This window comes from Neobacillus sp. PS3-40, assembly GCF_030915485.1.
Taxonomy (GTDB): domain Bacteria; phylum Bacillota; class Bacilli; order Bacillales; family Cytobacillaceae; genus JAUZPL01.
On record NZ_CP133266.1, the window covers coordinates 239,145 to 252,766 of the forward strand.

At 32.5% G+C, this 13,622-nt stretch carries 19 protein-coding genes and 1 pseudogene; 2 read left to right on the forward strand and 18 right to left on the reverse strand.

Annotated elements, in window-relative coordinates:
* Positions 1-68: 68 nt before the first annotated feature.
* The 11 genes and pseudogenes from RCG20_RS01175 to RCG20_RS01225 all read right to left on the reverse strand — a co-directional run bounded on the left by RCG20_RS01175 (position 69) and on the right by RCG20_RS01225 (position 6,407).
* A complete protein-coding gene (locus RCG20_RS01175) occupies positions 69-452 on the reverse strand; it encodes an IolE/MocC family protein (RefSeq protein ID WP_308182416.1) in 384 nt (127 codons plus the stop codon).
* Positions 453-597: 145 nt separating this feature from the next.
* Entirely contained in the window at positions 598-786 is a 189-nt protein-coding gene (locus tag RCG20_RS01180) for a DUF4083 family protein (protein ID WP_308182417.1), read from the reverse strand.
* A 231-nt stretch (positions 787-1,017) separates the two neighbouring features.
* Positions 1,018-1,635, reverse strand: coding sequence for a VanZ family protein (locus tag RCG20_RS01185; RefSeq protein ID WP_308182418.1), 618 nt, complete (start codon positions 1,633-1,635; stop codon positions 1,018-1,020).
* Positions 1,636-1,892: 257 nt separating this feature from the next.
* A complete protein-coding gene (locus RCG20_RS01190) occupies positions 1,893-2,453 on the reverse strand; it encodes a hypothetical protein (RefSeq protein ID WP_308182419.1) in 561 nt (186 codons plus the stop codon).
* A 614-nt stretch (positions 2,454-3,067) separates the two neighbouring features.
* The gene (locus RCG20_RS01195; protein WP_308182421.1) at positions 3,068-3,304 is read right to left on the reverse strand and encodes a hypothetical protein; all 237 of its coding nucleotides are present in this window, start codon (positions 3,302-3,304) and stop codon (positions 3,068-3,070) included.
* Between the two features lie 482 nt (positions 3,305-3,786).
* Positions 3,787-4,071, reverse strand: a complete 285-nt coding sequence (locus RCG20_RS01200; protein WP_308182422.1) for a hypothetical protein — start codon at positions 4,069-4,071, stop codon at positions 3,787-3,789.
* Between the two features lie 203 nt (positions 4,072-4,274).
* The gene (locus tag RCG20_RS01205) at positions 4,275-4,523 is read right to left on the reverse strand and encodes a DUF4062 domain-containing protein (protein WP_308182423.1); all 249 of its coding nucleotides are present in this window, start codon (positions 4,521-4,523) and stop codon (positions 4,275-4,277) included.
* Between the two features lie 227 nt (positions 4,524-4,750).
* Positions 4,751-5,350: pseudogene (locus tag RCG20_RS01210) on the reverse strand (DUF2625 family protein).
* A gap of 206 nt (positions 5,351-5,556) precedes the next feature.
* The gene (locus tag RCG20_RS01215) at positions 5,557-5,991 is read right to left on the reverse strand and encodes a GNAT family N-acetyltransferase (protein WP_308182424.1); all 435 of its coding nucleotides are present in this window, start codon (positions 5,989-5,991) and stop codon (positions 5,557-5,559) included.
* A 48-nt stretch (positions 5,992-6,039) separates the two neighbouring features.
* Positions 6,040-6,180, reverse strand: coding sequence for a hypothetical protein (locus RCG20_RS01220; RefSeq protein ID WP_308182425.1), 141 nt, complete (start codon positions 6,178-6,180; stop codon positions 6,040-6,042).
* Between the two features lie 38 nt (positions 6,181-6,218).
* A complete protein-coding gene (locus tag RCG20_RS01225) occupies positions 6,219-6,407 on the reverse strand; it encodes a S1 domain-containing protein (protein ID WP_308182426.1) in 189 nt (62 codons plus the stop codon).
* 335 nt (positions 6,408-6,742) lie between these two features.
* Here RCG20_RS01225 and RCG20_RS01230 point away from each other — a divergent pair, with 335 nt between their 5' ends.
* The gene (locus tag RCG20_RS01230; RefSeq protein ID WP_308182427.1) at positions 6,743-6,988 is read left to right on the forward strand and encodes a DUF2164 domain-containing protein; all 246 of its coding nucleotides are present in this window, start codon (positions 6,743-6,745) and stop codon (positions 6,986-6,988) included.
* A 163-nt stretch (positions 6,989-7,151) separates the two neighbouring features.
* Here RCG20_RS01230 and RCG20_RS01235 read toward each other — a convergent pair whose 3' ends face one another.
* The 7 genes from RCG20_RS01235 to RCG20_RS01265 form a co-directional block, all read right to left on the reverse strand.
* Entirely contained in the window at positions 7,152-7,697 is a 546-nt protein-coding gene (locus RCG20_RS01235; protein ID WP_308182428.1) for a GNAT family N-acetyltransferase, read from the reverse strand.
* Positions 7,698-7,841: 144 nt separating this feature from the next.
* Entirely contained in the window at positions 7,842-8,132 is a 291-nt protein-coding gene (locus RCG20_RS01240) for a hypothetical protein (RefSeq protein WP_308182429.1), read from the reverse strand.
* 152 nt (positions 8,133-8,284) lie between these two features.
* Positions 8,285-8,572 carry a hypothetical protein gene (locus RCG20_RS01245; RefSeq protein WP_308182430.1) on the reverse strand — a complete coding sequence of 96 codons (288 nt, stop codon included), beginning with the start codon at positions 8,570-8,572 and terminating at the stop codon, positions 8,285-8,287.
* A 587-nt stretch (positions 8,573-9,159) separates the two neighbouring features.
* Positions 9,160-10,362, reverse strand: a complete 1,203-nt coding sequence (locus tag RCG20_RS01250; RefSeq protein WP_308182431.1) for an IS110 family RNA-guided transposase — start codon at positions 10,360-10,362, stop codon at positions 9,160-9,162.
* 252 nt (positions 10,363-10,614) lie between these two features.
* Positions 10,615-10,968, reverse strand: coding sequence for a hypothetical protein (locus tag RCG20_RS01255; protein ID WP_308182432.1), 354 nt, complete (start codon positions 10,966-10,968; stop codon positions 10,615-10,617).
* A gap of 249 nt (positions 10,969-11,217) precedes the next feature.
* Positions 11,218-11,862: a DUF7010 family protein gene (locus tag RCG20_RS01260; RefSeq protein ID WP_308182433.1), complete on the reverse strand. Its 645-nt coding sequence runs from the start codon at positions 11,860-11,862 to the stop codon at positions 11,218-11,220.
* A gap of 418 nt (positions 11,863-12,280) precedes the next feature.
* A complete protein-coding gene (locus RCG20_RS01265; protein ID WP_308184262.1) occupies positions 12,281-13,123 on the reverse strand; it encodes a DUF2785 domain-containing protein in 843 nt (280 codons plus the stop codon).
* 223 nt (positions 13,124-13,346) lie between these two features.
* On the opposite strand from RCG20_RS01265, the gene RCG20_RS01270 reads away from it, so the two are divergent.
* On the forward strand, positions 13,347-13,523 hold the full coding sequence (locus RCG20_RS01270; protein WP_308182434.1) for a hypothetical protein: 177 nt from the start codon (positions 13,347-13,349) through the stop codon (positions 13,521-13,523).
* Positions 13,524-13,622 lie beyond the last annotated feature (99 nt).

Below are 13,622 nucleotides of genomic sequence, written 5' to 3' on the forward strand. Positions count from 1 at the left end.
TAGTGAAAAAGCGCTCCTGCTTATTGCAGAAACGCCCCCGTTTGTTGAATAAGGAAAGGTAATAAATTTCATTTAGACCTAACAATCAATTTTTTCCCTGCTTCTTTAATACCTTCAAATTTAACAGTACTCTTATTTGCCAATTCTAATTTGGCATTGTAATAGTCCCAAGTGTCCGTATTGTTTGTATACTTTTCGATAGTTTTTAACATCCCCTTAATTAACTTAGATGATCGTTCATCTGTTGGTTGCTCTTCAAATATAAGTCTAAGCTTTTCAGTTTCTCCATCAAATGCTCCTACGCAATCAATACCTTTTGATTTTTTATAAAAATCCTCTGAATTAGATACAGCTTCACCTATATCTTGCTCTGGTGGTTTACTACATCCGCCAATAATGAATAATGAAAATAAATAGAAACATAAAAAAAACGTTAAATTTCTTTTTTTCAAATACGTTCCACCTCCGTAAGTGATATACAAATTTTACCGCGACTTCATGTTTAAAAATTTATTTTTATTGAACAAACCTGTCCATTGAAAAAGAAAAAGGATCGCCGGTAGCAACCCTTTTTGAAATCAAGCCCTCTTTAGTCAATTAGAATATACTATTATTATTTTTTTCTTCATATAGTTCAATTACCTTATCCAATTTATCTTCAATACGTTTTAGATGTTCTTTTCTCTTCTTTAAAGAACGAGCGAACGCAATTATAAAAACTATTAAAAAAATAGGAATAAGAATTGTAATTAATTGAAAAATAATATCCCCAATATTTAATCCCATATATTAATCACCCCTTTAAAAATTTTATATTGTAAACTCAAATTCAAGGAAATTATTACCTTAAGTAGTTCTGTACGCAAAAGAATAGTACCTTTAATTTGCAAGAGTATGGTTCAAATATGAGTGTTCACTTGTTCAACTATACTGAGACGTTTGTTGAAAAAGAAAAAAGATCGCCGCAGCCATCCCATTTTTAACATACCCACCCTATTGTTCAAGAACATTCTTTAATTAACTATAAAGATAACTTGTTAGTTTAGATGCTTTTTTTCTCTTGCCCAATAATGTAATTATTAGTTTATAAATGAAATAGCCCAAGAAAGTACCTAACACATTACATATAACATCGTCAATATCTACTGTACGTGTCATTCCTAACCCTAATAGCAGTTCTAAAAACTGTAAACATTCAACACTTAAAGAAACAAGGAATCCTATCATTATCGTATTTTCAAGCCTTTCGAACTTTCCCCATAATATAGGCATAAAAAATCCCAAAGGCATAAGCATTAAAATATTGCCTCCTACATTTTTCACTATTAATTTAATCATAAATAATGAGTCTCCGCTATAAGCTGTTCCTACTTGATTAACATCTCCTACTATCGAGATAAGAGGAATGAAGTTTAAAAACCTATAAGTGAATTTTTCGTGAGGAACTCCTATGTCTAAAGGGAACAAGGTCACTGAAATAACCATCAGTATGTATAAAACAAACAGTAACCTTATCAATTCCTTAAACCAAACCAATGACTTTTTATGTTTCTGTTTTAATGCCAGTATTATTACTCTCACAACTATGTAACATATAAAACCAAAAACTATAACTATATTTCCATTAAATCTCAAACAAACCACTCATTCCTACTATTATCAAAATCATTACCAAGGTTAAATGAAATAATCATAAGAGATTCCAATAACTTCATTTTCCTCCGCTAATTATGAACAGTATAACAATTTTGCCAAATATATACAATCTCTTCTTTAACTAACGCAACCCGTTAGCCATCCATGAATCGGAGCTTCACCACAGAAAATATAAGAAGGATTACGTTCTTACATGGTAGCTTAATAAGAATATGAATATTTTAACCGAAAAACGCTTACCCATTTTGAGATATTCCATAGAAAGTAACAAATAAATTAAAGTCATTAATAAAAATCATATGAAGATTGTGAAATTTCGTATTAAGTGTACTTCTTGAATCAGCCTTAGCCTCTTTAATATCGTAAATTAATTCCTCAATTGCAAAAGAATCTTCAATAACTGTTCTTAAATAATCCTTTGTTTGATTTTGATGATATGTTTCTCTGAAAGCTAAATCTAGCAAATTTTGTCTTGCTTGTTTCACTTCAAATAAAATGGAATCAAGTTCTTGGTTTCCTATATTTGTTGACTTTTTACTTAAAAGCCAGTTTTGTTCATACATATGGAGAATATATTGTACTCGGTTAGTTGTTAAATTATCTTTTACAAACAAGTCATTTGATTTTTTAAATTTTTTTAAATCCTGAACATACTCTTTAACAACAACAGGGTCACCCGAATATGTATAACTTTTATGAATACTGAAAAATGAAAAAGGATAAAACCATGTCATAACTATGAAGAAAATTACAACAAAACCCACTAACATTAAAAAAAATCTATTCATAGTTTTCATACTAATCCTCCAAATCCGAATCATTAATCTTTTAATTCTTCTTTTAATCAGATTATTCCTTCTTTCACTAAACTGCTCCTTTAGTAAGAAAAAAAGCCACCAATGGCAGCAGGATCTTCAACTATTGACCCCGTTATGAAAATAGCATAATGCTCTTCCTGTAATCAAAAAGATATCATTATGCCATTTTAAATCTTCGGGTTTAAATACGTTTGTGCCTTTTAGGTGCCCATAATAATAAAGTTTGTTTCCAGCCTTATCAAATGCAGTAAGATTAAGATGACAAACAAAATTTGTATTACAAGCATCCATTTTCTCAGGTCACTAAAAAGCTCGCCCCCTTTTTTAAAATGATTTACCCACTAAATCTCAAAAACCTTATTATACTAACCTGTCCCGTAGTGAAAAAACGTTCCTGCTTATTTCAGAAACGCTACCCGATACTTTAATAATGTCGTGATTTAACTTATGCAAAGTAATTTCTATCGTCCAATTACCTTGTTTAAAAACAGAATTTGATTTTTTATGGAATATAATTTACTAAAAATGCTTGATACAACAAAAGCACCCTTTTCTAATGAAGGATGCTCTTTTTTATTGAACATTGTTTATTTCTAATTGTTTTGAGGACGTGGCATAATCTTTTCGGATTCACTAAGAAGTCTACCTATAGAATTAATGTTATCTGTCATTGACTTTCGAAATGCTCCCGTCATCGCATCTCTTATAACCCATTTTCCTATAGATTTATTATCTTTTCTAGCATAACTTGATTTTTTTCCAGTATTTGAGGGGGATCTTTTTACAACTACAGAACCTTCACTTTTATAATTAACAGATTCTTTTCTCATGATTTCCCTCCTATCATTAATTTAAAGTATTCAAATAAATACTCATTTTCTCTTTCCTTTACTATAGCATTTTCTATTTCTTCTACGTAAGCCGTAACATTTTCTCTTGTCCATCTTTTATCAAGTGAAAAATGTAAACAAAATACGAAATCACCAACGGGCTTCTGTTAGGTAATTAGTTTGTTTTTCTTCTCTAAATGCAATAATTCTTTCCTCTTTAGTAAAAGCATCTACTACAAATATGTCGTTTTCATTCATGAAAAAAATTGAGGAGCAGTAATGTTGCCTGTTGTACCTACTAGCGACAGAAGTTTATCTTTTTTCTCATTATAAAAATAAATTGAAGCTGCGAAACAATCAGTTATTGTATTTACTTTCATTGGATTAAAATTAGGTGCTTGAATTATATCACTTTGTTGTCTAAGGAATTCGATTCCTTTTTCTAAAAAATTTGACCAACTTTTCTCATAATATTCTTGGGTTTAAAAATAGTTCTCCATAATTAGATTCTTTTCATTGAGTAAAACTAAAGTATAATCTGCATAACTCAATAAATAATAAGCTTGTTTTTTTAACAGACTGATCCGACCTTTTTCTGCGTTTAAACTTACAACTGAACGAAAAGATGTACTTATTTGGGAGATTATTTTAGCATTACCTGGGGTGTCAGAAAAATCAAATTCATAAAGCCATTCTCTGTTTCTATAAATATCAAATAAGAAAGCCCAAACAAAAGGGGCTGCTTTTGATAATATAGGCTTTGCCATTTCGTCTGCATTTTTCTCTATCCATTCTTGGAATGGATCGTATGGTGAATTTGGTATTCGATGGTTGTCATTCAAGAAGGCATGATATAACGATTTTAAACGAGGGTGTATAATATCGAAGTTCCTTTTTATATCTGGTGAAACAAAAACTAATATGTGCTTATTTTCTTTTAGTGCTGTTTGGTATTCTCGATATGTAGCAGTTATATTCCCTCCATTAAAATAGGGCTAGCACCAAATTTTTTGTTGATAAATAAAATCAGAACTTCACTTGACCTAACTTCATCAAGACATTGTTCAAGTGTATCAGTTTCCCACGGTCCAAAGACACCAGTTTCAAATATAGGAACTTCATGTCCACTACTTTCCAAGTGATCTTTTATAATTTTTCTTGGACTCTTTAAATCATCTTCATATGCAGAACTTATAAATATTCTAGTCCGATTAATCAATTGATCCCCCTACTTTATGTCCTAGTTACTTTTTAAATTCAAAAATTACTTCTACAATTAAACTACACTGTTGGGTTCAAAATCTGATAAATCAATTTTAACATAATAATTTACAGAATATGACACATTTCTTATTAAACTGCTGTCCGTTAGCACAATCAGGAACGGGATTGCCGCAGCCAATACAAGCTACCCGTTTGCTGAATAACACCATTAATGATTTCTAATCAATTTCTTTTGAAAATCGATTGTAATTTCCCGAATTTCTTCAATAGGGACAATTTTTTTGAACAATTATCAATATCTCTAGATTCCTCGGCCCTAGGAAAGGGATAAAATGAAAACCCCTTGTCTCCATTTGCACTTAATATATCTTCAGCCCAGCAATTCCAAAGAAAAGGTTCATAGAATTGAGTTAAATCTCCTGTAATGGCCCAGTGTAGGAGCTCTTAATACAACATTTCAAGGGATTCCCATTCTAATGCATCTGGTGCTAGGTAAAATATTCTGCCTATATCAAATGGGAGAAAGCCGCCATTTAAAGCGAAAAATCCTCCGATATTGTCGTCGGCGATTAGTAACATATCTTTTAAGTTAGCAAATTTGTTCCAAGAGCTAATAGTGCGGGTTAAAGAAGTATGACCAGAACCCAAAACACGGAACCAGCCATTTTGCACGGTGATTCCACCAGTATGATATGCTACTGATATCCACCAATTTAACCTCTGTACATACTTTTTATGACATTTCTTTTTGGAGTTCTTTAAGCACAATAAAAATAAAGAAGCTAACCAAAGTTGTAATACTACAACCAACAATAAAGACATTTTTCAAAGAATTTTTTACTTTAAATTTCAATATTGCACCCACTTGCTTATCACTTTTGGACTTGCTAACAATAAATAAATTCTTTTCAACTAATAGTTCGAGATAAGTTCAATTTATTCCTTTTTTCTTCATTCCTTATTCCACTAATCTGACTGTTTAGCTAAAAAAGGCTGCCTGAATTGGCAGCCGGATCTTCATAAATACCCTATAATTTTTTTCCATATTTAAATAACTGAAGTTTTTCCGTAATTTGTACTTCACCTATTTTTATGTAACCTAATTTCTCATAAAAGTGGTGATTTTTTTTGTTTAAATATGGAGTATATAAACTCCAATCTTTTATCAAAGGAAATTCCGACTCTATTAATTTGATTAACTTACTTCCAAGTCCTTTATTTTGAAATTTAGTTCCTAAGAATAACTTGCTTAATCTCAATCGACTATCATCCAATGGTCGAATATCTATTGCCCCAATAATATCGTTGCCCAACCATATTGTGTAATGAAAAAAACGTTCAATGTTTTCCCTTAATTTCTCAGCCGTTTCATTTACGGGGGTAGAGTCGTGGTCCTCGTATAATGCATAATCTTCAGCAAAAACTTCTTTTTGAATTACTAACAATTTTTCGACTTCATCCAATTTGGTTCTCTTAATTCTGACTTCCACTTGAGAAGCACATCCTTATTATTAAATATATAATATTTGAAATAATAGCATAACATAAATGAATTCAGCAAGATATATAGCACAGTCATCACGGGTAGCATCGTCAATCTTTTCATCCAGCAATAATTCAATCAGCTTTTCTTTATCTATAATGCCACCCATTTGTAATTAAAGCCCCCTTTCGTAGCTTTAAATAGTTATTAGTCAGAAATAATAGTTACATTCTCCGCAACCTTATTTTGGTTAAGTGATCCTGGATTTTCAACTAAGTCTAACAATACCTTTTGCCCTTGTTTAAGGTATCGGAAACCATTTAGAAACCTTACTTTATCAGGTTTAATTTGGCTAAAATATATAAAGACATGATTTCCATCTTCTCTGTCAAGCATAATACGTCCATATCCTTTTTCTTCCTTAAACTATTTTACTATTCCTTCTCGTTTCAAATTTGTTCTCCCTCCTTCTTACATTGTTCTCCACAAAACTGCTACGTTACTTGAATAAGAAAAAGGCTTTACCCCTTTTTAAAGTAACGCCCTCGTTAGCTTAAGTACATTTCTTCACAATATCATCGAACTGCGCAATAACAATATTTTTTTAAAACTCAAATTTAGAAACGGATGAGACATTCTTGTACATATATTTTCTTAAGAATACAGTCTGTAATTTCCTAAATTTCAGATGTATAGTTACTGAGTAATAACTTTCTAAAGGAGTGTCTCAAATGTTTTTTAAACTAAAAAAAGAGCAACAAGAATTAATGATTTCTGACATCCAATATTTCTTTTCTCAAGAAAGAGATGAAGAAATTACTGAATTTGCTGCGGAAAGAGTATTAGATTTCGTTAAGGAGAAGCTTGCACCTCACTTTTATAACTCCGCTGTTTTAGATGTTCGACATGTAGTTGAACAGCAATTTTCTTCTCTTGAAGATGAAATTTTAACACTTGAACGTCCGTTAAAAAGATAAGTAATTATACAGAGTGGAATATTTACTTTTCCACTCTTTTTAAGTCACATTTTGAGTCAAATACGCATTATTTGTTTTTTCTTCAACTAAACTGACCGTTACTACAATAAGAAAAAAAGAGCTTGCTGCTGCAAACTCTTCTTCAACTCAAGCCCCCGTTAACTTAATAACTTTGTTTATAATCCTTATTTATTATAGAGTAAACATATGTATCATTTGATACTCCATCTTGATATATATAATTCCTTAAAATGCCTTCTTTTTGAAACCCAATCTTTTGTAATAATTTATTAGATGGTTCGTTTTCAGGAAACACTATTGCACCTATACGAATTAATTCAAGTGAATCAAATCCAAAAGAAATGATCTTTGAAACTGCCTCGGTAGCATAACCATTATTCCAAAACTCAGGGTGTAATTCATAACCTATTTCAGCTCGCCTTTGTTTAGGAACCCAAGCATCTAAACCTACTGTTCCAACAAGTTGCTCGGAATCTTTAATTTCAATGCACCACCGAAATCCTCTTTTTTCATTGAATTTCTGTTTAAAATAATTAATGAATTCGTTTGCTTCTTCAATCTTTTTGAAAGTTTCCTTTCCATAAAAACGTGTTACTTGTGGATTAGATAAGATTGAAAAAATCACTTTAGCATCATACTCTGTTAGCTCCCTTAATATCAATCGTTCCGTTTTTAATACTGGGAACACAACAAACTCCCCCTTTCTCCTTTTAATGATAACTGAAATAACTAAATCAAAATATGAACCTTTATTTAACTAAACTGTCCCGTTACTTGAAGAAGAAAAGTGTATTACTGTTAATCCAGTAATGCACCCGTTCGCTTAATATTATTATGACAAAAATGTATTATAAATTAATAAAATTATCGTACCAATCAATAGTAAAATATCACTAAAAACAATTTTATTATTTTTCCTGTTGTAGAGAAAAATCTTTGCTAAAAAGAATAACAGCAAAATCAATAACAATACTTGAATAATTAAGAAGATAACAACCTCTTTGGTAATGAAAGTCTTCAATATGTAGAAAGATAATACAGATAAAACTCCAAGTACAAACTTGGTTCCAGATAACTTATCACGATTAAATAATAATTCCAATACAGCATTTTTTTTCTCCATTTTCTTCCCCCAATTTTTTAAATATAGTTATCATTTAGTGTTAAAGTTTAATTACTTATTATTTTTAATATTACGATTTTTTTGTCTAAAAAGCTCCACTCCTCTTGAAGTAAAGCCCCCGTTCGTTTAAGTACAATCCTTCACATTCTTGTTTAAACTTGTTGTGTCCAAATTTTATATATGTCTTGACCATCTATGATTGTTTTCTCTCTATGGATACTAATCTTTACATTGTTATAAGAAGCCCATTTAGGTAAAAAGTATTCTAAATAATTGATTTCCCTTTCATCAGGAGTTGCATATCCAACATTCATCTTTCTGATTAAATACGGACCGAAATCGGGAAGTAACGCATCTGTCCATTCCTCCGCTTGTCTTTTCGAATCAAAAATACGATTATCTTCTTCATAACTACCATTAATCCACACGATGTTCTCCATAGAATCACCTACTTTTTTGGAGTTAAGACAAATAAATGTAACCAAACCATAAATTAGTTTTAAATCAACACAATTTAATACATTATTCTTCAATGAAAAGATACATTTCTTATTGAAGTAACCTGACCGTTTGTGGAATAAGCAAAAAAGCCGCCGAAGCAGCTTCAACTATTTATTACTGTTTTTCTTAGATATTCCCTTTTCGTACTTTTCACTGTAATGAAAAAAGGCATTATATGCAATGAAACCTATAATTCCTAAGATGCCACAAATTACTGTAATAACAATAGTCACTGAATTTCCCTCCCCATCAAATATCACCCCTCAATGGCTTAACTAAATATTCAATAAAAACCCTATTTTTCCCTTTTTTAACGTATCTCTTCTTTAAGTAACCTGATCCTTTAGTTCAAGAAGGAAAAAAGCCACCAAAATGGCAGCTGAATCTTCAACTAAACCAGCTAATAGGATGTCAATATCTTTCTCTAAAAATTACATTTCCCTTATGTTATACTATTTTTGGCCATGCCAAATAACCCTCCAAAACCCCTTTGGAAGGATTTTTCTCTGTTTCACAAAACCGGTAATTAACCTAAATCAAGGAACTCTTCTTTTCTCTTCAATAAAGCGTAAATCCAATGAAGAAGTTTATTAATGCAGGCAACGATTGCCACTTTAGCAGGCTTTCCTTCTGATTTTTTCTTATCATAGAATTCTTTAAGCTTTTTGTTTCTTGAACTCCTTATGCCACATAAAACGGCAAGATACAGGGAATGGCGTAGTCTACTTGAACCCCTTTTGGTAATTCGATTGATTGTTGCCGTAAACTTGCCCGATGAGTGAACACTTGGATCCACTCCAGCGAAGGCAACGAGTTTTTTAGGATGATTAAACCGATCGATTTCACCAATCTCAGAGATAATCGTTGCAGCGATTTTTTCTCCGATTCCCGGAATCGATTGGATGATCTTGTATTCTTCCACTTCATTTGCCAAGGTCACGATACGATCTTCCAAATCAGAAAGATGACCTTGGTAATGAAAAAGCAGCTCAATATACATACGCAGATTAATTAAGTGACTTTCATACACGACTTTTTTAAATGGATTTCGAGATGCGGAGTCCATTATTTTTTTTGCTTTTTCCCTTGCCCATTGCCCAGATCGGCTAGGACAGAACTCCATAACACTCCCTACCAATTTACTTTCTCCAGCTGTTAATATGGACTCAGAAGTGGGATATTCCTTTAACATCAATAAAGAAACCTTTGAATATAGATCTCCAAAAACTTTCCGGTATTCAGGAAACACTTGATCTAAAATGGTGTGAAAATGAAGTTTAGCTTCCACATACATATTTGTTACAATCTCCTGTTGACTTGACAAATTCCGAAGGTTCAAGAGTTGAATCCCTCTATTTCTATGAGGTTCAAAATCTTCTTTGTAATAAAGTACACACAACTGATACGCATCGATTGCGTCTGTTTTTACCTTACGTAAACTAGACTTTTTTGCCTGATAAGAAATAATAGGATTTAGTAAGATATATAGAATCCCGTGTTCCTCCATGTATTGAACAACAGGCGAATGATAATGCCCCGTAGATTCTAATATGACCATAGGCATTTGCCCGGTCACCTCTTCAATCTCTTTTAAAAAGCCTATAAAGTGATCTAAGTCTTCACTTGTATGCCTCATTGAAAAGCTTTTTCCATACGGTTTTGATTTATCTAAAAACGCCTGAACTTGGCTTTCTCCCTTTGCTACATCCAGACCAACTACTGGATTCATCGTCCTCTCCTCCACCAATTACTAACCAGTACCCTTAGACCTCCATGTAGTGTCATAGCTTCGCTTGTTATACGAGATCTACGTCCCAACCAGCCTCAAACATGTTTCTACAAGTAGGGGGCGGACAGTTTAGTTGACGGGATCAATGCCCCACGCACCCGTACGTCCTACCCTGGCTACTGATATAATAGATTCTATTAAAAAAAGGTCAACCAGTAAAAACTGGTTAACCTTATAATACGATCGCCCCCGTTAGTTCAGTAACTTTTCAAAATTTAATTCTGCAAGTAACTCATAAATAAAATCATTTTTATTTTCTACACCTAATAAGTAGTCAGAAACTTTTAGCATATAAGCACAACAGATATTGAAATATTCTAGACTATCCTCTTTTAAACTATTCTCCTTTTTTAAAACTAACAATTCCTTATATGCTCTATTAATAAACAGTGCAGTACCTTTGTTATTATTGGCTATATAAAGACCAATAGAATTATTTATATAAGAAAAAAATCGATAATAAATGCTGTTTCTTCTCAGAAAACTATCTGGTAATACGCTTTTTGAGTTTAGCTTTTTTATTAACTCGTCTATCGATTCAGTCATTGATAGCACTCCTTCATAATTCATTAAAGGACTTCTCATAGATATTCACATTAATCAAAGTTCAACAAGGGTGAACAATCTTCCTGCTTATGGAACTAGACTGCCCCTTTTGTTGAAGAAAAAAACAGCAGGCTAAGTAGCCCGGCTGTTCAAGTAATGCGTCCGTTTGCTAATAAGAAAAGCCCGTTGCTTTGTCTGTCTATTTTACATAACCTTTAGGGTAGTTATTTCTTTTACTAAAAGACTACGTTAAAATCTGAAAGATATCTCAGCTTCTTTGGATCCATCCCCAGCCCTGTTCAGAAGTCTATGTCCTTTAAGCCAAACTGCCACTCCGGTCCCCCACAATATCAGGGCTGAGCCAAAACCGACAGATGTCCACCATACCATAAATTGATGCTTCTCCGTGTTTACTATTACAGGTAAAGTAAGCAGTGTGATTGCCGAAAGCAAACAAAGGAGTGAACCCGATATATAATAGATCTTGACCTGAAAAAGGTATGCTAGAGGAAGGAAATGTGCACCCACAATAAGAGCCATCACAGGGACAAACAAATCCAAGTGATTTGTAGACCCACAAATTGCGGCGTCGGCAGCAATAAACACACCCTCTAAACCAAAAATAATGCCGAACCACCTATTCTTTCGTTTCCAACGATGGAAATCCCCTTCCCCCATCTCGTTTGATAACCTTTTTGACTTCACTATCAATACGATTCCTCCAATAAGCAGTATAACGCCAATCAACAAGGAAAAGATCAACAGCCAGAGAAATCCCCAACCCTGCAGTCCCCTTATTCCAATTCCTGACCACAGAGTACCAAAAAATGCCATGAAGATAACTCCAGAAGCTGTTCCACGTATAGCAACTCTAGGAATAATGGTTTGCGACATATCATGAATCCTCCTCTTTCAATTTCATTCTAAAAGGCTAAAGATACCTGCTACTACGATAAATTTTACCATAATAAAGATAATGATTAAATGGTCCAATAAAGGAAGGACGCCTTCATGTTCAAGAAAGGCGCCCTTTAATGGAATAACTTAGTCCTAAAATCACTTAATGGTTATATAACAAAACCAGCTAATAGGATGTCAATATCTTTCTCTAAAAATTACATTTCCCTTATGTTATACTATTTTTGGCCATGCCAAATAACCCTCCAAAACCCCTTTGGAAGGATTTTTCTCTGTTTCACAAAACCGGTAATTAACCTAAATCAAGGAACTCTTCTTTTCTCTTCAATAAAGCGTAAATCCAATGAAGAAGTTTATTAATGCACCCGTTACTTGAATAAGCAAAAACTATTTTTCACTCACTTGGACTATATAATTGGTTATGCCATTGTTGCAAAATATCCGTAATACTTTTTCTCAACTCTGAATACTCACCTTTATGCAACAGTCGGAAATATAATCCTCTCAAGAAAGTTATAACATTTGACTTCTTCCAGAAAAAATTCAAACTATATCCTTCTTTCCTTTTTAAATCCTGAAGAGTATCTGAGACTTCTAAAATCCAATTTCCCAATTCATTTTGTGTAATACCTTTGCCAATAAGTGCTTCCAATACAAATATTAGTCTTTCTTCCTCATCATCAACAAAAGGTGTTTTAGTTGTTGTCTCTTTAAATAAACATAGTTTAATTACTTCAAGACATTCAAAAAATAAACCATTATTAAAACTGGGATGTCTGACAGCCTCAGCTAATAAATCAGCTCCGTGTGCAATACTATGTGCCCACCCTTTTCCTTCCACATAGCCACGAACATCTTTTTCAAGATTTAAATACTTAATACTTCCCTCGATTGTCTTTAAAACAATCTCCTCTGGTAGAAATGGTCTTTGCCTATCTTTTTGTAGGATTAGTCCAATAACCAAAGCGGAGAAAGAACGAGTAAAGACTAAATCACTTTCCCTTTCTTCAATACCCAAAAACAAATTTTTTCGGCATACTTCGATTATATGTTCCATTTGATTGTCAGTTAAATAGTCCTCCACAATCAATTTCCCATATGTATTAAAAATCAGTGTATCTCTCAACTCAGGGTCAATTGAGCCTATATTATCCAACATTCTTTCAATAAGATTATTTAAGTCATCATGTTTTAAAACTGTATCAAAATCTATTGCTTTTAGCTCTGATTTTAGCATCAATACCATCACCACTTTTTTAATTTATTAAATCCTTATTGAATTAACCTGCCCCGTTACTTGAATAAGAAAAAAAGGTGACCTTCATTATTGAAGTATCGCCCCCGTTACTTTAAGTATAATATTTCACAAACTCTGTTACGATTTTAAAAAAATCGCTTCTTTTTTTTGTTAAATAATGCTAAAATTTCGGCATAAGATAAATTAGGAATGGGGAGATTATATGAGATTAAAAAAAATCACATTCTTTTTGATTATTTTATCCAGTGTTTTAAATATAATTTTCTCGAATTTTCTGCATCAAGGGGTAATAGGGATTAGCTCAGCTATTGTATGCTTGTTGATTGCTGCGGCAACAATGGAAACAAAGGATAAAAAGAATTCGGTAAAAGAAAAGTAAAAAAAGTGCTCAAAAAATTAACGGGTTCCGTTAACTGTCGCAAACATCATAAAATGCACCCTAAAATGTCCAGCAAATTGTATGCCAATTTGTTGGACA